The following is a 24,059-nucleotide window of genomic DNA, read 5'->3' as shown; positions in this document are numbered from 1 at the left end:
TAAAGGTGGGACTGCCGTTAACCGCGAGAGAGCAACACCGGTTTGGGCCGGGGGGAGCGCTCCGTCAAAAAGCGGGGTTTCAGCAATGACGTCACAATCAGCCAGAGCGACTGCAACTCATTGGGGGAGCAGCGGCTTTGCCACTGGCCCGGACGGCAAAATAGGAGTTCGGTAAGGTGGCGGTGCTGCGGCAAATCGAGTGCGGCGAATTGAAGAGTCAGGCTGGGCAGGCCGTCGGTGACTCGTTGCTGCACTAAGGTGGCGGGCAGAGTGAAGTGCTCGTCAGCGAGATCCATCGCGATCGGCGTCCCCGTCGCGATGGGAGTATGCAGCAAATCCGCTTTCGTCAGCTCGACCTCGGCGGCCACCTCAGAAATCATGGTGGTTGTACCCCACACACTCTTTTGGGTGCCATCGGGCATCGTGATCTGGAGGCGGGCGACACGGCGCACATTAAACCACTCGTAAGGGCTCGGACGGGGGGCATCGAGCAACACCAACAAGGCGAGTCCTAGCATCATCAAGTTGTAGCCGCTCCACAGCCAACCAATGCCGAGCCCTCGCCAATGCTCGGTGGGATTCGCCATCGTCATCAAACAGTGACCCAAGTTAAGCCACAAACTCAGCGCTGTGAGCCCAAATACCAGCATTAAGGGCCAAGCCAAGGCCCAGTTGAAATGGTAGCGATCGCTGGCGGTGCCCTTGGGCGTGACTTTAAACCCTTTGCCAAAGGGTCGCATCATCACCTGAAACACCGTAATGGCCAGGGGAAAGGCCAGCACGAGGGAATACACGTCGGAGAGCAGGGCCGATCGCGATCGATAATTGAGCCAGGAAAATACGCTAAGCTGCACCAGATAAAAGGGCAGGAAAAAATACAGCAGTTCCGACTCGGTGGCCCGCAGCGGAATGACCCCGAGAAAGGCGTAGGCCAAGGGCATCGCCAAGAAGCCCACGCGGGCGATGCTGCTAAACCAGTGGATCAATCCCTCAAAATACGCCAACCGTTGAATCGGGGTGAGCCCTGGAATGGTGACCGGATTGGATTTGATGAAAAAGGCTTGTAGGGTGCCTTGCTCCCAGCGCACCCGCTGGAGCGCGTGGGCGGCGATGTTTTCCGCCGCGAGGCCAGCGCTGAGCTTTTCGTTCAGATAAATCAGTTGATACCCTTTGGCCGCGAGTTGGATGCCCGTAAAAAAGTCTTCACTCACCGCTTCGGTGACGAAACCGCCAATGTCGGTCAGGGCAGAACGGCGCACCACAAAGGAGGTACCGGCACACACCACGGCTCCGGCACCGTCTCGCACCCGCTGAATTTGCCGATAAAACACCTCTTCTTCTGGCGTCAGCACATCTTCTAGCCCCAGGTTGCGGGCAATGGGGTCAGGGTTGTAAAAGCTCTGGGGGGTTTGCACCAAGCCCACTTGGGGATCTTGAAAGAAGCCCACGGTGCGGGTGAGAAAGTTTCTGGTCGGCACAAAGTCCGCATCAAAGCAAACGAGCAGCTCACCCTGGGTTTGGGGAACCGCGTGATTGAGGTTACCGGCTTTGGCGTGCTGGTTGTCGGGGCGGGTGAGGTAGGCACAGCCGAGTTCTGCCGCGAGGGCGCGAATCTCGGGGCGACGGGTGTCGTCGAGCAAGTACACCGTTTTGGGCTCATAGTCCATCGCCTGACAGCCGATGACCGTGCGCCGCAAAATGAACTCCGGCTCGTCATAGGTCGGAATCAGCACATCGACGGTGGGGCGATACTCGCCACTGCTGACCATTTGCGAGAGTTGGTCGGCGGCTTTGTGGCGATCGCGCACCCGCAACAGCAAAAATAGCTGCACCAGGCCGCTAAACAGAATCAATAATTCCAGCGCCAGTAAACCCAGACTAAAGACGCCGTTTAATGGCGTGCTGAGGTTGAGGGTTGAGGTGATGCGCCAGCTCAGATAGCGCAGCGTTAAGACGCCTAAAATGCCCACCACGACTGTGCGTGACCAGGGGCACGGCGTGGGCGAAACCTGCATAATGCCCCACACCAATAACATCAGCGCCGTTGCCCAAAACCAAAAATAGTGACCAATGACCATCGGTGTCATGGCCCACCCGGGGGGATGCTGCTGTAAATGATCGAGCTGTTCAAAAATAGTGTTAATGGCATCGTTACCGCTGAACCAGGCGATCGCGATGCCAGCAGCGATCGCCAAGCCCCCCATCATGAACAGCGTTGCCAGTTGTGGACGCCAAAGCTGGCGGGGAAATTGAGTAGAAGTCATAACCCTCAAAAGACCCAAAAATGACCGTGTGAACGCCTGCATTAATGCCGTCGCGAAGCGGCAGTGCGCAAAGCTAGCTAAGGAGCCGATCATCGTCCTCAACCAACGCGTCACTTTACGCAGATAGAAAAATCTCTATCCAGAAAATAACGTTTCTCCAGTGTCTTTGCATTCCTTGACTCTCGGGTGAGCGATCGCTGAGAGGGCGATGAGAAATTGTTCTGGGCGTCAGAATTTTGGCGGTCTCTCACCCCGCGCCATTGCGGAACCACACGGCCTTCCTGGGCCAAACTAGCAATGGTGCTGTCAGCGTTTGGCGTTCAACCGCCACGGTAGAGAGGCTGTTTCACAGCTATGTTGTGGGCGAGAAACGCACTGATTCCCCGCGACCACCCGACGGTCAGCCGGTGGCGACAGCACCGGGAGCCGTCTGGGCCTGGACAGCCGTAATCGCGACGGTATTGACAATGTCTTCAACGGTGCAGCCCCGGCTTAGGTCATTCACGGGTTTACGGAGTCCTTGCAACACGGGGCCGATCGCGATCGCCCCCGTTTCCCGCTGCACGGCTTTGTAGGTGTTGTTGCCCGTGTTCAAGTCCGGAAAGATGAGCACCGTCGCCTTGCCAGCCACAACGGAGCCCTTCATCTTTTGTGCGCCCACTTCCAAGTCCACCGCCGCATCGTATTGAATCGGCCCTTCGAGGAGCAGATCGGGACGGCGATCGCGGGCTAACTTCGTGGCGGCCCGCACCTTTTCCACCTCTTCACCCTTGCCCGATTCCCCCGAAGAGTAAGACAGCAGCGCCACCTTCGGATCAACGCCAAACACCCGGGCCGTATCGGCTGAAGAAATGGCAATTTCCGCCAGTTGCTCCGCCGTCGGGTTGGGATTAATGGCGCAGTCGCCATACACCAGTACCCGCTGTTCTAAACACATGAAAAACACTGACGACACGACTGAAACGCCAGGCTGAGTTTTGACAAATTGCAGGGCCGGACGAATCGTATGTTGCGTCGTATGCACCGCGCCCGAGACCATGCCGTCAGCATCGCCCTGGTAAACCATCATGGTGCCAAAGTAGGAGACATCCATCATCACATCCAGGGCATTGTCGAGGGTAACGCCCTTGTGTTGCCGCAGCTCAAAAAAGGTTTGGGCATAGTGCTGTAGGGCCGGACTCTCGGAGGGATGCACGACGTTGACCTGATCGAGATTCAGGCGAATCTGATGTTTGTCGATCACCCGTTGCACGTCTTGGCGATGCCCCAGTAGTGTGAGTTTGACAATGCCCCGGTCGAGCAACATGGCTGCCGCTTTGAGAATGCGGGGATCGTAGGCTTCGGGCAGGACAATGTGTTGGAGTTGGGATTTGGCCCGCTCCATCAGGTTGTAGGTAAACATTTTGGGCGTCATGCCCCGCACCCGCACCGCACTAATTTGCTGCTCCAGGCGCTGCAAGTCCACATGCTGATCAAACATCTGAATGCTGAGGTCGATCTTTTCGCGATCGTCGGGCCAGAGCGTACTGTGTACCTCATTCACCTGGGCAGCGGTGGTGAAGGTGTCGGTCTGGACGGAGAGAATCGGCAGCGGGTCAGGGATCCCTTCAATGAGGCGGGCGATCGCCGGATCAGGCTTCATGCCAGTGGAGAGCACAATGCCCGCTAGAGCTGGATAGCTACTCGATTGATGGGCCTGCAACATGCCCGCGATAATGTCGCCGCGATCGCCCGGTGTAATGACCAAACAGTCCGGTTCCACCCAGGTCAGGCAATTTTGCAGCTGCATCGCCGCCACAATGCGCTTCGTAGCCAGATTTTTGAGGCGGCGATGGCCATACAACACCTGGGCTTGCAGCTGTGCCGCAATATCCCGCATCCGAGGACTCGCGAGCCGGGGATGCCGGGGAATTACCGACAGCAGCAGACCGCGCAGTCCAAAGTGGCGAAATAGTTCTTCTTTTAATTCATTGACCCTTTCAGGGGCCGCATTATTGAGAATTATGCCCGCAATATCGCACCCGACTTCCTGATAGGCTTCCATCGCCATTTCCACCGGGCCTAGGGCTTCGGCGACTGAGCGATCGTGAGCCGTGCCCAAAATCAGCACGGGGGCTCCCAAGTTTTTGGCAATCTCTTGGTTGAAGCTAAATTCAAAGGCCAAATTTTCCGCTAGATAATCCGACCCTTCGCAGAGCAAAAAGTCGCCCCGCGATTCCAGAGCCTTGAACTTCCGAATAATCGTGTCGATGACTTCGTCGGCGCGGTGTTGGGCGATCAGGTCTTGGGCTTCTCGCGATCGCAAGCCAAAGGATTCTTCGTAGCTTTGCTTCAGTTCAAAATGATTGACGATGAGGTGAATGTCTTCGTCTTGCTCCTGCTCCGGGGCAATCATCGCCGCTACTGGACCTGGGCCTTGAATCAAGGGGCGAAAAAAATGCACTCGCGTTGTCCGCCGCAACAGCAGTTCAATAATGCCCAGGGAGACTAACGCCTTGCCGCTGCCCGCTTCCGCTGTACTGATAAACAATGAATTCGTCATCGGGAATTCTCCTTGTCAATGCGCAGCGGCGAGATCAACTCTTTGCAAACCACCTAAATTGAATCGCGGAAAACGCTCTGACCAGCAGATATTAACCATGACTTTTGAATTCAAAGCGCGATCGCCCCAAGAGCGGTATTAAACTTTGCGTGGATTGTGCTTTTTTGCGCTGGGCATCGGCTATGATTTTATAGTTCAAAAGAACTATCTGGATCGTTATGGTTCAATACACCCTGACTCAGAGTCCCGAAGTGATTCTCAACGTGGCGGGTAAAGATTCTCGTAAAGCCCGTGAAAAGGCCATGGATCAGTTGGTAGAACTGATGGATGATGGTCAGTTGCCCACCAACTTGGCCGATGGATTTGACCCTCAACAGTTTATTGAAGTGAAAACGCCTGAACCGACGGCTGATGTCAAAAACCAGGAAGACACGGTGGTTGAAGCCGTGCAGATTCTCAGTCACCTGGCGACCCTCAAACTGAAAATGCAAGACTCGCGCGAGGAAGCCCTCGAAGTGCGTAAGCTCATTGACTTGCTATTTAGCGATGAGCCCATTAGCGAAGCGCAAATTGCCAGTTTGAAAGATGGCTTTAAAGCCTTAAAAGGATTTGCTCAAACCAACCTCAAATACCGTGACGCGCGATCGCAGGCCGAAACCGCTCGCCAGATTTTGGATGAAGCGCTCAAGCCATAACGTCTCTCACCTCACCACTGGCCTCGCTTCATTGGGTTTTATTGCAAGTTGCGATCGCATGTTAAGCCCTGCTCGGCAGCCGAAAACCGCTGCTTTAAAATGAGATCAAAGAGACCCATCGTTTACGAATCGCTCTTTGCAGCGCTCTCCGTAAACCAGCGGGATTCTAGCAGCGATGCCGTCCAGATAATGGCGAGCGGTTCGCCCTTGGCTCATGCCACTGGCCCCATGTTCGCGCCGCCAAGTTAGCGAAGGTTGAGGCATCGCCGTCGCCCCCAGTGGCGGATCACCTAGTCAGGAGGCTGTTATGTATCGCAAGATTTTGGTGGCTGTCGATCACTCTGCTCTACAAACTTATTTGTTGGACAAGGCGATTGGCCTAGCCAAGCTGATGAAAGCAGACTTGATGATTGTCCACGCCCTATCGGCCTATGAGGAAGGCAGTCCGGGCCTCCCTGTCCGCGCCTATCATTCCTACTACCCCATCAGCGATAGCATCGCTTGGGAAACCTACCAAAAACGATGGGAAACCTACGAGCATGAGGGGATTAAAGAACTGCGACAGTTAGCGGCTGAGGCGACCACCCAGGGCGTTAAAACCGAGTTTACCCAAACGGCAGGCGACCCTGGCCGGGTGATTTGCGATATGGCGGAAAGCTGGCAGGCTGACATGATCGTGGTGGGCAATCGGGGCCGCTCCGGCCTGAGTGAGTTTTTTCTCGGGAGTGTGAGCAACTACGTTATGCACCATGCCCCCTGCTCGGTGCTGGTTGTGCATAACGCCGAAGTGTCAGACACCCCCGCGACAAGCGCCGAGACCGGCACGACAACCGGCGCGACCGCTGGAGCGATCGCCTGATCTAGCGCCCCGCCGCAGGGGCGGCACTGACCCGTGTGGTTCCACTCATGTGAAGTCGCCGTAGCGCCAAGGTTGGTAAACCTTGGCGCTACAGTTTTGCGTGGCCGGTCGGCTGGATTCAGCTCGGGCCAGCAGCAGCATTTCAACCGAGCGACGCAGTCTCAAAATCATGGTCCCTCTCGGTCGGGATGGGCAGCGGCCCTGCCCCCGATCAAGGTCAGCGGCTAAACGATCGGCGGCCTGCTCATCCAGGGCGTTATCACCGCCATGCTCGATCGCCGACAGAAGTCTCTACAATTCATAAGGGCACGAATCTTTGAGCACTATGGCGGGGCAAGACTCGATTTCGCAGCAGAACAGCAAGGTGCCCAGGCGCGATCGCGCCTGGCCCTTTTGGCCCGTGGTGCCGCTATATCCCTACGGCCAGCGACCCACCCTCAGGCAAGAGGTCGTGCCCGACACTATTTGGACGTTTGATCAGTACCAGGGCATTTTTTATGTGGTGGTGCCCATTCGCATGACGGTGGTGCGACTGCAATCCGGGGGGCTATTGGTCTACGCGCCGGTGGCTCCCACGGGAGAATGCGTAGCCATGATGCGATCGCTCGAAGCCCGTTACGGCTCAGTCCGATACATTATCCAGTCCACTACGACGGGCATCGAGCACAAGGTCTTTGTTGGCCCGTTTGCCCGGCGCTTCCCCCAAGCGCAGATTTACGTCGCGCCTGATCAGTGGAGTTTTCCAATCAATCTGCCGTTGAGCTGGCTAGGCTTGCCCGCTCGGCGCACGCAGGTGCTGACGGACGATCGCCCCGTGCCCTTTGCCGATGAGTTTGACTGGGCCACCTTAGGCCCCATCAAGCTTGGGCTAGGCCCCTTTGTCGAGGTGGCCTTATTCCATCGCGCCACACGCACCCTGTTGTTGACCGATGCGCTCGTGTCGGTGCCCAATGAGCCGCCAGCGGTGTTACATCTCGATCCCTATCCGCTGTTGTTTCATGCCCGCGATCGCGCCGATGAGGCGATCGTTGATACCCCTGAGGCGCGGCGACGGGGCTGGCACCGCATTGCGCTCTTCGCCTTTTTCTTTCAGCCCAACTCCCTCGACACACCGACCCTCGGCACCGCTTTCAAAGCAGCGAAGGCGGCCCCTGATCGGTCGCGGCGGGCCTACTTCGGCCTCTATCCGTTTTGCTGGCAAGCCGATTGGGCCGCCTCGTTTGAAGCGCTCCATGGCGGGGGGCGGCCCTTTGTTGCACCCGTTTTACAAACGCTCATCTTCAACCGGGGTCTACAGGAGTTGCAAGCTTGGGTCGAGCAGGTGAGCCAATGGCACTTTGAACGCGTCATTCCTTGCCATTTGACTGCCCCAATCGCCCTGGGGCCAGCCGAATTTCGGGCCGCGTTTGCGACGATTTTGCAACCGCAGGCGACGAATCGCGATCGGCCACTGCCCGCCCAAGATTTCGCCTTTCTCAAAGCGCTGGATGCGGGCTTGGTGCGGCGCGGCATCACGCCGCCAGCCGACGCGGTTGCCGCCCCCAATGATGCGCCCTAATTGATGACACGCTCTAGGATTTCCTCTGTCCTTTACTAAAATGCACTACCCGGAGCTTAACCACCCTCTCAAGTTGTTCAATCTTGCGGGGACTCATCTCCCAGACGTACAGCGCCGAATTTGGAGCTTCGTAAAGACCCGCCGACCCCCGCCATCCTGCGCCGTATGATGGGCCTATGACAGAACTGACCATTACTCGGCCCGACGACTGGCACCTACATTTACGCGATGGCGCTACCCTCAAGGCGGTGCTGCCTTACACCGTGCGCCAGTTTGCCCGCGCCATTGTCATGCCCAATCTCAAACCGCCGGTGCGTTCCGTAGCTGACGCCACCGCCTATCGCGATCGCATTCTCGCGGCGATCCCGCCAGGGCAGACCTTTGAGCCTTTGATGACGCTGTATCTGACCGATAACACCAGTCCTGACGAAATCCTCGCCGCCCAAGCCACGTCGTTCATCAAAGCGGTGAAATACTATCCCGCTGGGGCGACCACCAACTCAGACTCGGGCGTGACGGATATACGCAAATGCGATCGCGTGTTTGACGCGATGCAACAAGTCGATCTGCCCCTGCTGCTGCACGGCGAAGTGACCGAGGCCGGGGTGGATATGTTCGATCGGGAAAAGGTCTTCATTCAACAGCATCTGGTGCCCTTGAAAGAGCGGTTTCCAAAGTTGCGCGTTGTGCTGGAACATGTGACCACCGCCGACGCCGTGGAGTTTGTCAACGCTACGGATCGGGTAGCCGCCACCATCACCCCGCAACATCTGCTGTTTAGCCGCAACGTGCTGTTTCAAGGCGGCCTGCGTCCCCATTACTACTGCCTGCCCATTTTGAAACGCGAAACCCATCGCCAAGCCCTGTTGCAAGCGGCGACTTCCGGTAGTCCCAAATTTTTCTTGGGGACCGACAGCGCTCCCCACACGCGGGACGCTAAAGAAAGTGCCTGCGGTTGTGCAGGCTGCTTTTCGGCCCTCCATGCGATCGAGCTTTATGCCGAAGCGTTTGAAAGCGTTGACGCCCTGGATAAATTAGAAGGATTTGCCAGCTTTCATGGCCCCGATTTTTACCAACTGCCCCGCAATATCGAGCAAATTACTCTGACTAAAAAGACCTGGCGCATTCCCGAGGCCGTACCGCTGAAAACATCGGCACTGGTGCCCCTGAAAGCCGGAGAAGAGATGACGTGGCAAATGGTCTAAATCGCACCCAACTTGGGCGGGCTCTCATACCAAATCCTTCTTAGTTACCCCCGCTTGCCTGGGGCGAATGCCATTCGCCCCTACGGTTTGTTCTTTTTGGAATCGGGATTATGTGATCCGGATTTGATATCAGCTAGGATTTGGCAGCAAATCTCCTACCGTTTCCGGGTCAACTGCGCGCAACTCTGCGGCGGCTAGCGTCACAAGATGCAGCGTAGATCATGCGCCCGATAATTGATAATTCACCTGCCCCGCGGTTGAGGAGCTTAAATCTAGCCCTGGCGCACCGGAGAATTGCCGGTGATTGCCGGTTCCCACCGGTTACTGATTCACGACCAAATACCAATCGGCAGCCATCCCCAGGGCTGTCGTCTGGGGGGCTCCGCTTTGATAGGGTTCGAGATTCTGAGTCAACACATACATCGGCGTTGCTTGGGGCCAATTTTCTAGCAAAACCGCTGACGGTTGGGCGACGACGCGGCGATCGCAATAAAAATCCAGCGATGGGCGATCGTAAAAATCCGCCATGTATAAAGCTGCCTCGGGGGGCACCTGCGCATTGACCAGATTAGCGACTGGCAAGACCGGAAACGCCTCTCCTAACTCCCATAGCCAATGGTCAGACAGCATTAAGGTGAGGAAACTCGCATACAGGCCAATGAGCAAAATAGGGATAAAGCGCGTTTGTTGCCGGGCCGCTAGGTAGGCCGCGAGGCCCGTCGTCACCATGATGCCCAGACCAGTAGCCGCCAAGGCGAGTGAAGGCTCTGGTCCCCATGGACTGGCATAAACGAGCCCGATCGCCCCGCCCACACTGAATAGAGCGAGTAAAATCGCCCAACCCAGGGGAATCCGTTTTAGCGTTAACTCGCGCCCGCTCCAGTGTCGGTGGCGATTCCACGTCGCGGTGAGGGCTACCCCCACCGTCATCGCCATGGCCGGATACAGTGGGTAAATATACCAAGGCAGTTTGGTGCTCATCACGGAAATCGTGAGCAGATAAACCACTGTCCAGACCAAGATGAGCTTGGCCCAAGGGGTGTAGCGCGATCGCCAGGTCAACCACAATCCTGTGGGCCAAAAAATCAGCCCAGGCCAACTATATTTCAAGAGCTCCAGTAGGTAATACCACGGTGGGCCTTGATGATCATCGACAGTCTCCCAAACGCGACTAAAGTTTTGGTTCAACAACGTGACATCAATAAATTGGTCGCCATAGTATTGCCATTGCAGGGCATACCAACCGAGTACCGGGATGCCCCCCAGCACCAAACTGCCCCATAGATAGGGCGATCGCCATTCCTTCGGCGCATCCCACAGCACCCACAGGAGGGCGATCGCTAGCAACAAGCCCCCCAAAATACCTTTGGTCAGACACATCGCCGCAAAACACCCCCCCACCCCCAGATAGGCCCACGGTTGGCGCTGCGATCGCCGCAACAACCAGAGCAGGGTAATAAAAAAGCACACCACTGCCCCATCAAGCATGGCTAAACGACCATGGCGCACCACTGGCAACCAGGTCAAATAAGCTCCTGCCCCCATCAGGGCATAGAGCCGGGCGGGAAAGATCTCACGCCCGAGCAGATATAGCATCGGCACCGAAGTCGCAGTCAACATGGCCCCGGGTAGTCGCGCCGCCCAGGTTTGCACCCCAAAGAGTTGGAAGCTGACCGCAATGAAACTGTGCAACAGCGGCGGTTTGTTGAGATACGGCTGGCCCCATAGTTGGGGATGTAACCACGCTGACCAGGTGCCTCCTCGGCTCATTTCTCGGGCAACTTGCGCGACCGTGCCCTCATCCCAGTCCCGCAGCGGCACTCCCGCTAAATCGATGCAGCACAGCAACAGCGCCGCTCCCCATAGCAGCAACAACCAAGTCCAGTCATTTTGTCGGGCCGTCAATTTTGAGATCATGCAGGTGGTGGCAGGCGTTTGTAACAAGATTCTCACCTGCTGATGGCGATTTCGCACATCAGCATCAACCAAGTCATGGTCGGGCTCGTGTCGCCCTGACAAATCTGCACAACCGCATAATCAGCAGCCCAGATCCGGGATGTTCGGCCAGCCGACAACGCCAGCCTTATCAAAAGTTTACAAAGTGAGCTGTTATTTAGAAAGTGTGAAGACAGCTACCTTTTTGGGCAAGATTTCTTAAAGCTCATTGCCAGTTCTCGAGATCAGATCATGGGTTTTTTGACAGTTTTTAACCGAAAGATGTCAACTGTCTTTTTGAGCCCTTACAAAAAAAAGTTTTTCCAGAAACTCTTATAAAGATTCCGTGATTTAAACTATTTTGATCCGGATTTTTTTGACCTCGAAATCAAAATTCGCATAATTACGGAAGGCATTTGGCTTCTAGAGGAGGCTCTGAATCCCTTTCATATCAGGCTTGAACATGCTTATCCAAATATGTATTCAGCAGATCTACGGAGACTTTTTTGGCAGTGTACTGAGAGTCCCGTATAACAACGATGGTGTTATACGGGCTAGATGTTGAAAATGAATCTAGTTTCCTAAAACTGTCGCTCTAAACGCAAGGAAATCCATCGAAATGGCTAACCAGACTTCTGCTTCTCTTCGCTCTCGCGGTATGGAAATGCTGATTGCATACAAACATCAGCCTTCTGTTGAATTGCGTAATCGCTTGGTTCGTTTGAATGCTGGCCTCGTGAGAAAGATTGCCCACCGGGTCAGCCATCAGTGCTCTGAGCCCTATGAAGACCTTGAGCAAATTGGTTATTTAGGACTGATTCGTGCCATCGAGCGCTTTAACCCGGTGCAAGGCTGTGCCTTTAGCTCCTTTGCCGTCCCCTACATTCGCGGCGAAATGCTACATTTCCTGCGCGATCGCGGCACTACCGTTAAGATTCCCCGCCGTTGGCAAGACTTGCAAAAAGAAGCTCAAAAGTGCCAAGGCGAAATGATTCGCCAACTGGGCCGCCAACCCAACGATCATGAAATGGCTCAAGCGCTCTGCGTCTCGGTTGAAGAATGGCGTGAAGTCAAAATGGCCAGCAAGAACCGGATGCCCCTGAGCCTCGATGCCACCGTTTGCCACCAGATTGATTCCAGCATCACGTTAGGCGATACGCTGCCCGATACTTACTACCTGCGGATGCAGTTGCTCGAAGAAGATCGTCAGCAGTTGCAGCGAGCCATGGCTCAACTGGAAGACAAAACTCGTTCCGCCATTGAATATGTGTTCTTCAATGGCCTATCCCGCAAGGAAGTCGCCGAACGGATTGGCGTGAGCCCCATGACAGTGACCCGCCGCATTCAACGCGGTATCGACCAGATGGTCGCCTTTTTGCAGCCTCAAGCTTTGCAAACTGAGCCATAAGTCCAGGTCAATTATTCAGTTATTTGAAGTCTCGTTTTGACTGGGTTGGAAACAACCAAACTTGCGTATAGGGTGTCTTTAAGGAGCATGGCGTATTAGCTGTGCTCCTTTTTGTGTGCCTGCTGGCGGCTTGGGCGATCGCTGCCTGCCCCTCGTTCAACCTCACGGTTAGGAGCAGGGATTAGGGATTCGGTTGCCAGCGTTTGGGCAATACTGATGTTGTCAGGTCGGCGTTGTCGGATTGAGGCTACCCTCGACGCTTGAATGCAACGCTTGCCTGGTCAGCGCCTGCCTGTCAATTGTCCTGGTTGCCTCTACGGGGACGCACACTGCTCGCCATCGGTGGTGAAGGCCAGCGGATACTCAGGGCTGAATGGATCAGCGGTCATTCCCTCAGCTTGAAAGTCGTTCCCGCGCACCAGGGTGTATTGCTTGATAAAAGTGCCCCAGTGCTGCGCTGAAAACGTGGTGGGCGAAGTCGTCTCATCAAACATCGTCAGGTGGGTTGGACAAATCGGATGCCAGTCATCTCCTAGTAACAGACCCGATCGCCCATTGAGTTCAGCGGTCTTGTACCAAAAGTCGAATTGATCAACGCGACCTGAAATTGCCAGCACCGTCGGGTCATTCAGGATGTAAGCCAAGGCTGAAGCTGACCGATAATCTGTCGTCAATAACAGTGGCGGCTCGGCGAAGGCGGCGGCTTCGCGCTTGAGCCACTCAGCGGTTGGCAGCCAGCCGTAAACCATGCGGGTGTCATCATCGCCGGTGTCTGAAATCAGGGCTGTCAGCGGCATGAAGGTGAAGTGAACTACCAATACAGTCGCCACAACGATACCTAAGCCCAGGGTGGTGTGGAGCAGGCGGCGATCGCGCACTCCGTGGAGTCGCTGGGGGCTAAGAAAATGCCCCGCTAGCAACGGCAACAACAGCGGGTAGGCCAAAATATTCCAGTAATACAGCACAGGGGCGATCAGGGACAACGCCGCCAGCAGCAGCGAAGACGTGGCGAAAACGCTGAACGCGACTCGCTGATAGGTCGCCCCAAATGGCGACATCAATCCCCGCTGACGGCATTGCCAGGTGAGCCAGCTATGCAGCGGGCCAAAGAGTAAGGCGCTGAGCAACACAAACCCAATCGGCCCAAACCAATCAATCGTGGACGACTCGGCCTGTACGCTACGGCCTAGGTAAAACTGAAATGAAGCCCAGTCATGCTGTGAGTTCCACCAAAAGACTGGGGTCATCACTAGCAGCGCCAGCCCGATCGCGCCATACAGGTGTCCGTTGGTAAAGAGCGATCGCCAGCGGGGGTGGGAAGCGATCGCCACCAAGTAGCCCAAACCGAGGAGCAGTGCAACATATTTGCATAGCCCGGCCAATCCCATGAGCAGTCCAGCGGCGTACAGCCAGGCATAAACTGGGGGGCGATCGCAGCTCAGAAAGCGAATCAGACAATAGCCCGATACCGTCCCAAACCAGATCAGCCAATGGTCATGCCAGGCCATCGCCAAAAACAAAAAAAATAATGGCGAAGACAGCAGCAGTAAGACCGTAAGACCAAAGGCGTTTGCCCCTTGACGACCATACAAGCGTTGGCAAATGACCCCATACAGCCACAGCAGCAAGCCCGTGGTGAGCAAGTTGGGGAGCCGCAGGACAAACGGCGATCGCCCGAAAGCCGCCGTAAATCCACCCTGCACCCACGCATGCCAAGGAGGATGATCAAAATATGACCAGTCGAGGTGCTGCCCCCACAGCCAGTAATACGCCTCATCGGGATTGGGAAACGCCCCCAGCCAGTAAACGAGCCGCAAGCCCAGCAGCATGACAAGAATGGGCCAGTAGCGGCGCAAAACAAAAGCATTCATGGTGGTTTGGGTAGCAGATCAAGCGGGGCGGCAGGGCAAACAAACGTTCTCAAAGCATCATATTTGACCGTGGCTGTTCCCCAGACTGCGTAGCCAACAGAAACGATCGCTCAGCTGGGGCATATTTCCTGAACAATTTCATGGGTACGATTCGCGAGGCCCTGACAGCTAGGCAAACCCATCAGCTCTCTGAGCATCCCACCACCCAGGCGATTTTGCAGCAGCTCCGCGACGACACCTAGAGCCCCCTTCAACGATCCTCAGCCCTTACGCCCCCTGGCGGAGTTTATCGAGGACGCTTTGGTCTTCCATCGTGCTGGCATCGCCGACGATGTCTTCGCCACTCGCGAGGTTACGGAGGAAGCGACGGATGATTTTGCCCGATCGCGTCTTGGGCAGCGAGTCCGCAAAGCGAATATCGGCGGGCCGAGCAATGATGCCAATCTCCTTAATGACATGCTGCTTCAGCTCGCCCTTCAACGCTTCGCTGGGTTGGTGATGACTTTCTAACGTCACGAAAGCAAACACCTCCTCACCCGTAATCTCGTTTTTGCGACCCACTACGGCAGCTTCCGCCACCGCCGGATGCGATACCAGCGCCGACTCAATTTCCATGGTGCCCAGGCGGTGACCCGAGACACTGAGCACGTCATCCACGCGGCCCATCACCCAAAAATAGCCATCCTCGTCGCGCCGCGCCCCGTCCCCAGCAAAGTACAGATACTGACCATCTTTGGGCGGAATGTGCTCCCAATAGGTGCGCCGGAAGCGATCGTCGTCACCGTAGACCGTCCGCATCATGCTAGGCCAGGGATGCTTGATCACTAGATAGCCCCCTTCATTGTCGCCAACGGAATTGCCATCCAAATCCACCACGTCGGCAATGATGCCGGGGAAGGGCTTGGTCGCGGAACCGGGTTTAGTGGGTGTGGCTCCTGGCAGCGGCGTCAGCATGAACCCGCCTGTCTCCGTTTGCCACCAGGTATCGACAATCGGGCAGTGGCCGCCGCCGATTACCTGCTGATACCACACCCAGGCTTCGGGATTGATCGGTTCTCCCACGGTGCCGAGAATGCGCAGGGAAGACAGGTCACGGGCTTTCGGCTCATCCTCGCCCATTTTCATAAAGGCGCGGATGGCGGTCGGGGCGGTGTAAAAGATGTTGACGCCGTATTTTTCCACCACATCCCAAAAACAGCCGGGATTAGAGGGTCGCGGCACGCCTTCGTACATCAGGCTGGTGGCCCCGTTCGACAGCGGCCCATAGACGATGTAGCTGTGGCCCGTAATCCAGCCCACGTCTGCCGTACACCAGTAAACGTCCGTGTCTTTGTGGTCAAAAGTCCACTGGAAGGTCATGTGGGTGTACAGGTTGTAGCCGCCCGTGGTGTGGACGACGCCCTTGGGTTTGCCCGTGGTGCCACTGGTGTAAAGGATGAACAGCATGTCCTCGGCGTCCATTTCTTCGGCGGGGCAGTCGCCGGAAGCCGTGGGCTGGAGATCGTGCCACCAGTGATCGCGCCCCTGGACCATGGGGACACCGGATTTGGTGCGCTCAACCACGAGCACGTTCTCGACACTGGGAACCGAATCGTTCTCTAGGGCTTGATCCACCGCCGCTTTGAGGGGAATCACTTTATCTTTGCGAAAGCCACCATCGGCGGTGATGACTAGTTTGGCTTCGGCGTCGTTGAGGCGATCGCGCAACGCATCGGCACTAAAGCCGCCAAAAATTACCGTATGGGGTGCGCCAATGCGGGCACAGGCCAGCATCGCGATCGCCGCTTCAGGAATCATGGGCATGTACAGCCCGACGCGATCGCCCTTCTTCACGCCCAGGTCTTTAAGCACATTGGCCATTTGGCAGACTTCGCGGTGCAGTTCGCCATAGGTCAGCGTCCGCGAATCGCCCGGCTCGCCTTCCCAAATCAGGGCGGCTTTATTGCGCCGCCAAGTGGTCAGGTGTCGATCCAGACAGTTATAAGAAATGTTGAGCTTGCCCCCGACAAACCATTTGGCAAAGGGCGGTTGCCAGTCCAGCGTGGTGTCCCACTTTTTGAACCAATGCAGTTCTTGCTCCGCTAGTTCGGCCCAAAATGCGGCGGGGTCAGCGGCGGCTTTGTCGTAAAGGGCCTGGTATTCCGCCATGCTTTTGATGCGAGCATCGGCAGAAAAGTCGGCGGCGGGCTCAAACAAGCGCTTTTCGTTGAGAATCGATTCAATCGTCGGTTGAGACATAACAGTGATGTAAAACTGCGAAAGTTGAGGACGAGTGCTGTCGCAAGCAGGCTCATTTCAAACCATACTGTGTTTCCTGACACAGCAAGATTGGTCTGTGCAATTTTGTTAAATTCGGCAAAGCATTGTCGCCGATATCAGCAGTGCCAACCGTGCGGTTACAGCCGCTGATATTGCGTGGAGTTTTACGGAAATCGTCGCTCGGCAATCAGACACGGGGAACCGATCCGTCTCCGTCTGGGACATCAAATTTGCAGGATGGTGAACAATTCGCTCGCTGCGGGGAGAAAATCAGACAGTGGCGACGTCAATATTTCAGCCACCATCGGCCAATTGTAGGCCCATGGATCGGTTGAGTGTGGTCACTCGCAATTGGCGGTCTGAGAATCATAAAGATGCCATCATAGATTGTTCCAACTGGGGCGCGATCGCAAGGCGGATTTAATTCCGTTACGCTCATTTGTGGGGTGATCCAGTTGGGGACCTGGTTGTTGTTAGCACCGCGCCCAACCCAGTGGGTGATCATCACCCCAAGGTTGCCATCCCCCGCTCGCTGGGATTCGCGTGATCCCTAGCCTTTGTGATTAGCTTCGTTTTTCCAACTGTTTTGTTAGACCATGGCGCAAGACCGCATTCCGACTCCCCCGAAGCTGACTTCGACCTTGCCGCAGTGGCGCTGGCTCATTGCCCCGATGTTGCTGGTCTCATTGGGGTTGCATGGTCTCGTTTTATTCATTCCTACCGGGCCAGCGGAAGAGGAATTGCTACCGCCTCCGGATCCAGAGGAAGACGGGGTGGCAGTAATTAAAATTGATGCCCCGTCGGAGCGACCCACTGCGGCCAACACCGACCCTGGGACAGTCAAAACGGCTCGGCCTAGTAGTGCCACCCCTCGTCCCACGGCCACGGCCCCAGCGGGCCGCGCCGCGCCGCGCCAGCAAAATCCCCAAAGCGGGAATCGCCGCCCGAGCGATCGCCCTTCACCCAATCCAAATAATGTCGGCTCACCGGAACTCATTGGTGACCTGCCCAATGCTGACCAGGCCACCGAGCCCAATCCGCAGCCGTCTCCCACCGACGGTCGGGCCACCAGTGACATTGGTCGCAGACCACCCGATCGCCCTGGCGATGCCACTGCTGCTGAGGCTGACCCATTTGGCGACTACATTGAAATTTTCAAAACCTACAGTGGCTTGCAACTAACCGAGGGCCAAGCGGCAGAAAGACGAGAGCTATGGTTGCAGAGTCTACGGGATCGCGGTCCTACATTTGCTGACTTAGAAATCCGTCCGCTCAAAATATTCGAGCCTTTACCGTACGCCGCCAACATTTGTTTGCCAGCGCCCCCAGATGCGGCACGAATATTAGTCTTGGTGGATGGTGACGGTACTCTCGACTCCTATCAACCCTTCGTTCAGCAGACCCAGTACCGCGCCTTTGATAACGCTGCTGAAGACCGAGTGCGGCAGTATGCATATCCAGAAGTGGCTGAACCCAGAGCTTACCGAGTTGAGCTTGCCGTAGACTACGACGACACCGACTGTGACTGGCCCCCTGACGTCGATCGCCTGCCCGATGGTTATTTCACCGTTTTGGCAAGCTATGTGGGGCCAGCTGTCACCACGCCCCGAGCGGCTGACGCGACGAAAGCAGCCTGGTTGCAAACCTTGCGCGAGTCAGCTGCGATCGACTTGCCTGAGGACGATGATCTGGAGATCCCAAAATGGGCAGGCTTTATCCCGGATGTGTCGTATCCGCTCGGCATTTGTTTGCCCGTGGACCCAAAAGAGCAGGTCGAGGTGGGCGTCCTGGTGCAGCCTGACGGTACCTTGGGCAGTGACCCTGTGACATTACGATCCACGGGCTATCAATACTTTGACGATCGCGCCCGTGAGTTAGTCAAAACCGTGGCGTTTACTCCCTCAGACGCGCCGCAGATCTGGGTGATCGAGGTGCCAATTGCGTATGACGCCGATGACTGCCAATCACTAGAATCAGATACGTTTGACCGCCCGCCCGACAGCACCCTTGACCGTAGCAATCCAGATGCAAGGCCACCCAGCGATCCAGGCAGCGATGTCGCGATCGCCTTTAATCCACCGCAGCAAACCACCTTATTAGAAACTGGCCGACAACGGGTGGCAGCCTCCCCAGTCGGTAGCTTGAATCAACAACTGGCACTAGCCGCCGCTTCGCTAGAAAGCGGTTGGCCGGTGGACATTGAACAAAGTTGTTTCTTGGCTGATCTCACCACTGAAACTTTTCGCCCCGTTGAAACCGCCGCCGATGCCCTTATTTTGTCGGAGGCGGCGGACCAAGTGCCAAGCACGTTGTCACGGTTGTATACCACTGAAGCGGCCGATGCTGGCGAATATTGCGGTGCGCCCCTGATTCAGATGTCACTCAACGGCGCAGTGCAACTCTTGGCGTCAGTAATTCCTTTAAGGAATGAGGCGGCCAGCACTCTGGTCGTATTTTGGACTGCTGATCCCCGCGATTAGTAACGGCTTCACGATTTAGCGGTGGGTTGGCCGACTGTTCAAGGACTGCTGGAGCCAATCGCTAGAGACCGCTGCGATCAGTCAAAATTTCATACCCCGTTTCCGTCACCAACACTGTGTGTTCAAACTGAGCTGAGATTGAGCGATCAAGGGTTACCACCGTCCAGCGATCGCTGAGCGTCCGGGTGTGTTTGTTACCCGCATTCAAAATTGGTTCAATCGCGAGCGTCATGCCCGCTTCTAACCGCACATTGGGCAACTGCCGGGTACGGAAATTGAAGACCGACGGCGGTTCATGCAGGTTGCGCCCGACCCCATGTCCCACGTAATTCTCCACAATGCTGAAGTTGGCGGCTTTAGCGACATCCTCGATCGCCCCGGCAATGTCCATCAGCGTGTTCCCCGCTTTGACCTGCTCAATGCCAGCGTATAAAGCCGCCTCCGCCGTCTCGATTAAGCGTTGAGCCGCTGGCGACACCTGGCCCACAGGAATCGTTATGCACGAATCACCATGAAACCCTTCAAAGTAAGCACCCGTGTCAACTTTGAGCACGTCGCCCGCCCGAATCACCTTGCGCTGTCGAGGAATACCATGAACCACCTCATTATTCAGACAAGCGCAGATACTCCCAGGAAACCCGTGATAACCCTTGAAACTGGGCGTTGCCCCCAGTTCACGAATGCGAGCTTCTGCAAAGGTGTCTAAATCAGCCGTCGTCATTCCCGGCTGCACTCGCTGGGCCACTTCATGCAGCACGGTCGCCACGATATTGGCAGCTTGCCGCATCGTCGCAATCTCGGCGGCATTTTTGAGCTCAATCCCCTTAACGCGCCGCCGTCTGGCTTGGGTTTGAGCACTCGGTCGGGAAAGCAGTTGGGACAACAAATTCATAAATTAAATCGGTGCAGCCTCAAAAAAGTTGGATATTCGCTCAGGTGTGAATTCACGTTACTTGCACGAAAGCTCAGGAACTCGGGAGTTCGGCCGGCGCTCAGCTGCTGTCACCTTGAGACAACTCAGCCCCGGCAACCAGAACCCAAGGTCGCCTGATCGATACTCACGAAAACTTTCGCGAATGCTCACCGCCAGTAACCCCTAAGTGTTAGACAACTCGCTAGAAAGCAGTGTAACTTGAGATTCCGACACTATGTGGCAGGTTGTCTGGCGGTTGCAAATGTCCGCGATCGCCCTCAACGGAGTGAATCATAATTCTTTGTCGTTGGGGCTAGACAACTATAAACAGCTTGTCTTAGTATTAAAGACTGTGCGCTTTTCTAAAAATTATGAATGCCGAGCAAGCTATTCGTTCGCTAGAAGCGGACTACATCAAGACTGATCTTCCTGAAATCTACGTGGGCGATACTATCCGTGTCGGCGTCAGTATTCAGGAAGGGGGCAAAGAACGGATCCAGCCTTACGAGGGTACGGTCATCGCTAAGCGTGGCGGCGGTATCAACGCGGCCATCACCGTTCGGCGCGTTTTCCAGGGCGTTGGTGTGGAGCGGGTATTTTTGGTGCACGCGCCGCTGATCGCCAGCATTAAGGTGCTGCGTCGAGGCAAGGCTCGTCGTGCCAAGCTTTACTATTTGCGCGATCGCGTGGGTAAGGCGACCCGACTCAAGCAGCGGTTTGACCGGAGTTTGTAGGGGTCGGGCCAGGTCATCCGTGATACTATTAAGTCCCCCACGGGGCTTTGACATGCGTCCTTAGTTCAGTTGGTAGAACGCAGGTCTCCAAAACCTGATGTCCGGGGTTCGAGTCCTCGAGGGCGCGCTGGGTGAATAGCACCACTGACCCAAAGGTTTTGCCCGCAAAATCTTTGGGCTTGGTGATGTTTGAATAATAATTTCTTGTCAAAATAGCAGTTGATGTCGTTTCGATTTTGGACTTTATAGGGCGATTCGCGTGGCTAAGAAAGAAGCTGAAAAAAAAGAAAGCACTCCTGAGGCGTCGGCCAAGCAGTCGTCCTCAAATGCTAATGCGGTGGCTTTCTTAAAAGGCACCAAAGACGAGTTGGCAAAAGTCGTCTGGCCTTCTCGGCAGCAGCTTATTAGCGAGTCGGCGGCAGTTATTTTGATGGTTAGCCTTTCGGCAACTCTGATCTATCTGATTGATCAGCTGTTTGGCTGGGCCTCAAGGCAGGTATTTTAAATGGTTTCAGACGCAGACTTTAATGCGGGGCAAGAGCTAGAACATTCGCAAGCAGAGGAAGGTTCTCAGAGAAAGAGACCTCTACGCTGGTATGCGGTTCAGGTCGCCTCTGGCTGCGAAAAAAAAGTTAAGGCCAGCCTGGAGCAGCGTTTGCAAACGCTAGATGTAGTTGACGATATCATCCAGATTGAGATTCCTCAGACGCCAGTCAAGAAGGTGCGCAAGGACGGCAAGCACATCGATGCCGAGGAGAAAGTCTTTCCGGGGTATGTGCTTATCAAGATTAAGCAAAAGCGGGACGAAACTCTGGAAGAGTGGAAAGTGCCTGAAGATGCTTGGTTGGTGATTAAAAACACCCCGCACGTCATCAATTTTGTGGGCGCTGAGCAGCGTCGGGCTATTGGGCGGGGTCGGGGTCATGTCAAACCCATGCCGCTGGGGCGATCGGAAGTAGAGCGCATCTTCAAGCAGACCCAAGAGCAGCAGCCAGTTGTGAAGGTCGATATGGAAGCCGGCGATCGCATTTCGGTGCTGTCCGGCCCCTTCAAAGACTTCGAAGGGGAAGTCATTGAAGTCAGCCCTGAACGTAGTAAATTAAAGGCTTTGCTCTCCATCTTTGGGCGCGATACCCCGGTGGAACTAGAGTTTAATCAGGTACAAAAAGAGAGTTGATCGATGGCAAAAAAGGTAGTTGCACTGATTAAGTTGGCGATTCCTGCGGGAAAAGCTAACCCAGCACCACCCATTGGCCCAGCTTTGGGGCAACATGGCGTCAATATCATGGCGTTTTGCAAAGAGTACAATGCTAGGACTGCAGAAAAAGTAGGCTTGGTGGTACCGGTGGAGATTTCGGTATTTGAAGACCGGAGTTTCACCTTTATTCTGAAGACGCCACCCGCTTCAGTGTTGATCAAAAAAGCGATCGGGATTGAGAGGGGTTCCGGTCAGCCGAACAAGGAGAAGGTGGGTTCTATTACCCGCGCTCAGCTAAAAGAGATTGCGGAAACGAAAATGCCTGACCTCAATGCTAACGACATTGAAGCCGCAATTCGCATTGTGGAAGGTACTGCCCGCAACATGGGCGTCACCGTCGCTGACTAGATTCATCGTTGACTATTTCAAGATCGGCGATCGCTGAGCGCTCGATTGTTCATTTAGTGGGGGAGAAGGTTTCCTTCGTGAGTACCCCAAGGAGATTAAACAATGGCAAGAAAGGTTTCTAAACGACTGACAGCCCTGCTGGAAAAGGTGGAAGACCGCCCATATGAACCGCTGGAAGCGCTTACCTTGCTCAAGGAAACAGCCACGGCAAAGTTTTCAGAATCAGCAGAAGCGCATATCCGTCTCGGCATTGACCCTAAATACACCGATCAACAACTGCGTACGACGGTGATTTTGCCCAAAGGCACCGGCCAAACTGTGCGCGTTGCCGTGATTGCGCGGGGAGAGAAAGTCGCCGAAGCGACCAATGCGGGGGCTGACTTGTCTGGTTCTGAAGAACTGATTGATGATATCCAGAAGGGCATGATGGACTTTGACGTCCTCATCGCAACCCCGGACATGATGCCAAAAATTGCTAAGTTGGGTCGCTTGCTAGGTCCCCGTGGCTTAATGCCTTCTCCCAAGGGGGGCACTGTAACGACCGATTTGCCCACCGCAATTGAAGAATTCAAGGCGGGTAAGCTCGAATTTCGAGCCGATAAGAGCGGCATTGTGCATGTGCAATTTGGCAAGGCTAGTTTTGACGCCCAAGATTTGCTGATAAATCTGAAGGCGCTTCAAGAATGTGTGGATCGCAATAAGCCGTCTGGGGCAAAAGGACGGTATTGGCGAAGCATGTACGTGTCTGCTACAATGGGTCCTTCGATTGAAGTTGATATTAGTGCTCTGCGCGACTATAAGCTGGCGGAGACTGACTAGGTTTGGTTTTTTGTCGTGATTTGGGATAACGCTACGGATACAAATTCAGTTCCCAATTGAATGAGTAACCGAAGACAGTAGGCATTCATAAGTCCTACCGAGGTTTGGAAATACTTTTGCTGTGATAGCTTGCTGCTTGACGTCGCAACTTATCTAGGAAGTGTTCTAAAGCCTCGGTGATTATCGGGGCTTTTTTGATGCTTGGTTTGACTAGATCGGGGCAGAAAGCTGATTGACGACTGGCTCTCAACCCAATAAGGAGGTGAGACCGAAATGGGTAGAACGCTCGAAAATAAGAAGGAGATTGTCGCTGAGTTACAGAAGCTTTTGAGCACAGCTCAATTGGCCATGGTGATTGACTTTAAAGGTCTATCTGTGGCCCAAATTTCTGACTTGCGCGATCGCCTGCGGGAAAAAGGCGCAATCTGCAAAGTGACTAAAAACACGTTAATGCGGATTGCGGTTGAAAATGACGAGAACTGGCAGCCGATGACGCAGTTCCTTAAGGACTCGTCGGCATTTCTGCTAGTTCAAGAGGATTTAGGTGGGGCGATTAAGGCTTACAAAGCCTTCCAAAAAGACACCAAGAAGACTGAACTTCGCGGTGGTGTGATGGAAGGTCGGGCCTTGAGCACGGCTGAACTAGACGCCATCACCGAACTGCCAACGAGAGAAGAGTTGATTGCCCGCATCGCTGGTGCCATCAATGCCGTTCCGACCAAGCTGGCAGTGGGTACCAATGCGGTACCGAAGAAATTGGCCGTGGGCATCAAAGAAGTTCCATCTTCGCTGGTGCGTGCCGTCAAAGCCGTGTCCGAAAAAGACCAAGAGGCGGCGTAGTCGGCCTTGGTGTGACTTGTCCAATTGTTTCGTGACTGATTTGTTCGCGATTTGTACTTAGGAGAGACCTC

The 24,059-nt window shown here is 55.1% G+C and carries 18 protein-coding genes, 1 tRNA gene and 1 other annotated feature; of the genes, 13 read left to right on the top strand and 6 right to left on the bottom strand.

All coding sequences use genetic code 11. The features are described from left to right. Window positions 1-17: 17 nt before the first annotated feature. Both JUK32_RS25990 and pta read right to left on the bottom strand, forming a co-directional pair. On the bottom strand, window positions 18-2,264 hold the full coding sequence (locus tag JUK32_RS25990; protein WP_239113100.1) for a glycosyltransferase: 2,247 nt from the start codon (window positions 2,262-2,264) through the stop codon (window positions 18-20). A gap of 400 nt (window positions 2,265-2,664) precedes the next feature. After that, the gene (gene pta / locus JUK32_RS25985; protein ID WP_204141786.1) at window positions 2,665-4,806 is read right to left on the bottom strand and encodes a phosphate acetyltransferase; all 2,142 of its coding nucleotides are present in this window, start codon (window positions 4,804-4,806) and stop codon (window positions 2,665-2,667) included. A gap of 218 nt (window positions 4,807-5,024) precedes the next feature. Between pta and JUK32_RS25980 the strand changes: the two genes are divergently transcribed. From JUK32_RS25980 to pyrC, 4 genes are all read left to right on the top strand, one after another. Beyond that, window positions 5,025-5,501 carry a hypothetical protein gene (locus JUK32_RS25980; RefSeq protein ID WP_204141785.1) on the top strand — a complete coding sequence of 159 codons (477 nt, stop codon included), beginning with the start codon at window positions 5,025-5,027 and terminating at the stop codon, window positions 5,499-5,501. 307 nt (window positions 5,502-5,808) lie between these two features. Further along, window positions 5,809-6,360: a universal stress protein gene (locus JUK32_RS25975; protein ID WP_204141784.1), complete on the top strand. Its 552-nt coding sequence runs from the start codon at window positions 5,809-5,811 to the stop codon at window positions 6,358-6,360. Between the two features lie 325 nt (window positions 6,361-6,685). Then, window positions 6,686-7,918: a DUF4336 domain-containing protein gene (locus JUK32_RS25970; protein WP_204141783.1), complete on the top strand. Its 1,233-nt coding sequence runs from the start codon at window positions 6,686-6,688 to the stop codon at window positions 7,916-7,918. A gap of 176 nt (window positions 7,919-8,094) precedes the next feature. Then, a complete protein-coding gene (pyrC, locus tag JUK32_RS25965) occupies window positions 8,095-9,123 on the top strand; it encodes a dihydroorotase (protein WP_204141782.1) in 1,029 nt (342 codons plus the stop codon). 321 nt (window positions 9,124-9,444) lie between these two features. Here pyrC and JUK32_RS25960 read toward each other — a convergent pair whose 3' ends face one another. Then, window positions 9,445-11,142: a glycosyltransferase family 39 protein gene (locus tag JUK32_RS25960; protein ID WP_204141781.1), complete on the bottom strand. Its 1,698-nt coding sequence runs from the start codon at window positions 11,140-11,142 to the stop codon at window positions 9,445-9,447. A 574-nt stretch (window positions 11,143-11,716) separates the two neighbouring features. On the opposite strand from JUK32_RS25960, the gene JUK32_RS25955 reads away from it, so the two are divergent. Continuing rightward, complete coding sequence (locus JUK32_RS25955) at window positions 11,717-12,466, top strand: RNA polymerase sigma factor SigF (RefSeq protein ID WP_239113115.1); 750 nt, start codon at window positions 11,717-11,719, stop codon at window positions 12,464-12,466. 314 nt (window positions 12,467-12,780) lie between these two features. Here the strand turns inward: JUK32_RS25955 and JUK32_RS25950 are convergent, their stop codons facing one another. Together JUK32_RS25950 and acs are read right to left on the bottom strand one after the other, a co-directional pair. Next, entirely contained in the window at window positions 12,781-14,337 is a 1,557-nt protein-coding gene (locus tag JUK32_RS25950; RefSeq protein WP_204141779.1) for a glycosyltransferase family 39 protein, read from the bottom strand. Between the two features lie 267 nt (window positions 14,338-14,604). Then, window positions 14,605-16,575, bottom strand: coding sequence for an acetate--CoA ligase (acs, locus tag JUK32_RS25945; RefSeq protein ID WP_204141778.1), 1,971 nt, complete (start codon window positions 16,573-16,575; stop codon window positions 14,605-14,607). A 617-nt stretch (window positions 16,576-17,192) separates the two neighbouring features. Here acs and JUK32_RS25940 point away from each other — a divergent pair. Then, window positions 17,193-19,076, top strand: a complete 1,884-nt coding sequence (locus tag JUK32_RS25940; RefSeq protein ID WP_204141777.1) for an energy transducer TonB — start codon at window positions 17,193-17,195, stop codon at window positions 19,074-19,076. Window positions 19,077-19,137: 61 nt separating this feature from the next. On the opposite strand, the gene map is transcribed toward JUK32_RS25940, so the two are convergent. Next, window positions 19,138-19,968, bottom strand: coding sequence for a type I methionyl aminopeptidase (gene map / locus JUK32_RS25935; RefSeq protein ID WP_204141776.1), 831 nt, complete (start codon window positions 19,966-19,968; stop codon window positions 19,138-19,140). A 392-nt stretch (window positions 19,969-20,360) separates the two neighbouring features. On the opposite strand from map, the gene rplS reads away from it, so the two are divergent. The 7 genes from rplS to rplJ all read left to right on the top strand — a co-directional run bounded on the left by rplS (window position 20,361) and on the right by rplJ (window position 23,988). Further along, window positions 20,361-20,723, top strand: a complete 363-nt coding sequence (rplS, locus tag JUK32_RS25930; protein ID WP_204141775.1) for a 50S ribosomal protein L19 — start codon at window positions 20,361-20,363, stop codon at window positions 20,721-20,723. A gap of 54 nt (window positions 20,724-20,777) precedes the next feature. Continuing rightward, a tRNA-Trp gene (locus JUK32_RS25925) sits at window positions 20,778-20,850 on the top strand. Between the two features lie 132 nt (window positions 20,851-20,982). Beyond that, window positions 20,983-21,228, top strand: a complete 246-nt coding sequence (gene secE / locus JUK32_RS25920) for a preprotein translocase subunit SecE (protein ID WP_204141774.1) — start codon at window positions 20,983-20,985, stop codon at window positions 21,226-21,228. Then, entirely contained in the window at window positions 21,229-21,900 is a 672-nt protein-coding gene (gene nusG / locus JUK32_RS25915; protein ID WP_204141773.1) for a transcription termination/antitermination protein NusG, read from the top strand. Window positions 21,901-21,903: 3 nt separating this feature from the next. Continuing rightward, the gene (rplK, locus tag JUK32_RS25910; RefSeq protein WP_204141772.1) at window positions 21,904-22,329 is read left to right on the top strand and encodes a 50S ribosomal protein L11; all 426 of its coding nucleotides are present in this window, start codon (window positions 21,904-21,906) and stop codon (window positions 22,327-22,329) included. A 102-nt stretch (window positions 22,330-22,431) separates the two neighbouring features. Next, window positions 22,432-23,148 (top strand): 50S ribosomal protein L1, encoded by a 717-nt coding sequence (gene rplA, locus JUK32_RS25905; protein ID WP_204141771.1) that lies wholly within the window; start codon window positions 22,432-22,434, stop codon window positions 23,146-23,148. Window positions 23,149-23,198: 50 nt separating this feature from the next. After that, window positions 23,199-23,353, top strand: a sequence feature (ribosomal protein L10 leader region). 68 nt (window positions 23,354-23,421) lie between these two features. Next, window positions 23,422-23,988, top strand: a complete 567-nt coding sequence (rplJ, locus tag JUK32_RS25900; protein WP_204141770.1) for a 50S ribosomal protein L10 — start codon at window positions 23,422-23,424, stop codon at window positions 23,986-23,988. Window positions 23,989-24,059: the final 71 nt, after the last annotated feature.

Source organism: Halomicronema sp. CCY15110 (genome assembly GCF_016888165.1).
Classification (GTDB): Bacteria; Cyanobacteriota; Cyanobacteriia; order Phormidesmidales; family Phormidesmidaceae; genus Halomicronema.
The sequence above is the reverse complement of the archived record's forward strand: the minus strand, read 5'-3'. Positions and strand labels throughout refer to the sequence as shown.

Excerpts from the sequence above, each read along its gene's own strand:
- JUK32_RS25975 (WP_204141784.1), top strand. The coding sequence starts at position 5,809 with ATGTATCGCAAGATTTTGGTGGCTGTCGATCACTCTGCTCTACAAACT.
- rplS (WP_204141775.1), top strand. The coding sequence starts at position 20,361 with ATGAATGCCGAGCAAGCTATTCGTTCGCTAGAAGCGGACTACATCAAG.
- pta (WP_204141786.1), bottom strand. The coding sequence starts at position 4,806 with ATGACGAATTCATTGTTTATCAGTACAGCGGAAGCGGGCAGCGGCAAG.
- rplK (WP_204141772.1), top strand. The coding sequence starts at position 21,904 with ATGGCAAAAAAGGTAGTTGCACTGATTAAGTTGGCGATTCCTGCGGGA.
- acs (WP_204141778.1), bottom strand. The coding sequence starts at position 16,575 with ATGTCTCAACCGACGATTGAATCGATTCTCAACGAAAAGCGCTTGTTT.
- nusG (WP_204141773.1), top strand. The coding sequence starts at position 21,229 with ATGGTTTCAGACGCAGACTTTAATGCGGGGCAAGAGCTAGAACATTCG.
- JUK32_RS25940 (WP_204141777.1), top strand. The coding sequence starts at position 17,193 with ATGGCGCAAGACCGCATTCCGACTCCCCCGAAGCTGACTTCGACCTTG.
- rplJ (WP_204141770.1), top strand. The coding sequence starts at position 23,422 with ATGGGTAGAACGCTCGAAAATAAGAAGGAGATTGTCGCTGAGTTACAG.
- JUK32_RS25970 (WP_204141783.1), top strand. The coding sequence starts at position 6,686 with ATGGCGGGGCAAGACTCGATTTCGCAGCAGAACAGCAAGGTGCCCAGG.
- rplA (WP_204141771.1), top strand. The coding sequence starts at position 22,432 with ATGGCAAGAAAGGTTTCTAAACGACTGACAGCCCTGCTGGAAAAGGTG.
- JUK32_RS25980 (WP_204141785.1), top strand. The coding sequence starts at position 5,025 with ATGGTTCAATACACCCTGACTCAGAGTCCCGAAGTGATTCTCAACGTG.
- map (WP_204141776.1), bottom strand. The coding sequence starts at position 19,968 with ATGAATTTGTTGTCCCAACTGCTTTCCCGACCGAGTGCTCAAACCCAA.
- JUK32_RS25990 (WP_239113100.1), bottom strand. The coding sequence starts at position 2,264 with ATGACTTCTACTCAATTTCCCCGCCAGCTTTGGCGTCCACAACTGGCA.
- JUK32_RS25955 (WP_239113115.1), top strand. The coding sequence starts at position 11,717 with ATGGAAATGCTGATTGCATACAAACATCAGCCTTCTGTTGAATTGCGT.
- pyrC (WP_204141782.1), top strand. The coding sequence starts at position 8,095 with ATGACAGAACTGACCATTACTCGGCCCGACGACTGGCACCTACATTTA.
- JUK32_RS25950 (WP_204141779.1), bottom strand. The coding sequence starts at position 14,337 with ATGAATGCTTTTGTTTTGCGCCGCTACTGGCCCATTCTTGTCATGCTG.